General features: G+C 66.7%; 1 pseudogene. It reads right to left on the minus strand.

The window, feature by feature from the left end:
- A pseudogene (locus JAO81_RS44180) lies at positions 1–658 on the minus strand (NTP-binding protein); the annotation flags it as partial.
- Positions 659–709 lie beyond the last annotated feature (51 nt).

Genomic DNA, 709 nt, shown 5'->3' on the forward strand with positions numbered 1-709 from the left:
ACGGGCCGACCATCAGCATGATCTTCTGCTGGTCCGTGGCCCCGCCCAGGATGTAGCCGAACCACTCCTGCAACGCCTCGACCGAGCCGGGGTCATCGGGCCATAGCTGTTCGAGGAAGGCCAGCCAGTGCGGGGCGGTCGCATCGGGGTCGTAGTTGAACGGGACGGACACCAGGTTGAAGAACTCCGGTGTGAGGGGCGACAGTTCCCGGTCGCAGACGTTCAGCAGCCCGTTGCGGCAGGCCACCACGGGTGCGGATCTTCCGTGCGCAGAGGCGGGATCACCGATCCACTGGGGCACGTCGACGGACGGGCGCAGGTGGGTGACGGCGGTAATCGCCTCGGTCAGATCAGCGATCTTCCGTTTCGTCGGCGACCAGTCGCGTACCTCTACCTCGCCTTTGACGGTCTGCTCGTAGGTGGCGTTCTCCAACTTCCGGTACAGGTCGGCACGGACTTCCTGGTCGTCGAGTTCCCGCCAGTGCGGGCCCTTCCACTGCATCCATGCTCCCCGCCAGTGCCGCAGCGTCAGCGCCTGGCCGCGCATCCATGCCGATCCCAAGTGCCGGGCCACAGCCATGGGGTTGGTCGGCGGCGGAATCGGTGCGCCGGTCAACTGATTGCGAGCAGCGATGTCCTCGGCCCTCTCGGCGTTCACGCGGCCCTCCTCATGGTCTTGCGGCGGGCCGAGTTGATCGTGGCAGCGGCT

The sequence above is a fragment of the Streptomyces sp. N35 genome, from assembly GCF_016464295.1.
Classification (GTDB): domain Bacteria; phylum Actinomycetota; class Actinomycetes; order Streptomycetales; family Streptomycetaceae; genus Streptomyces.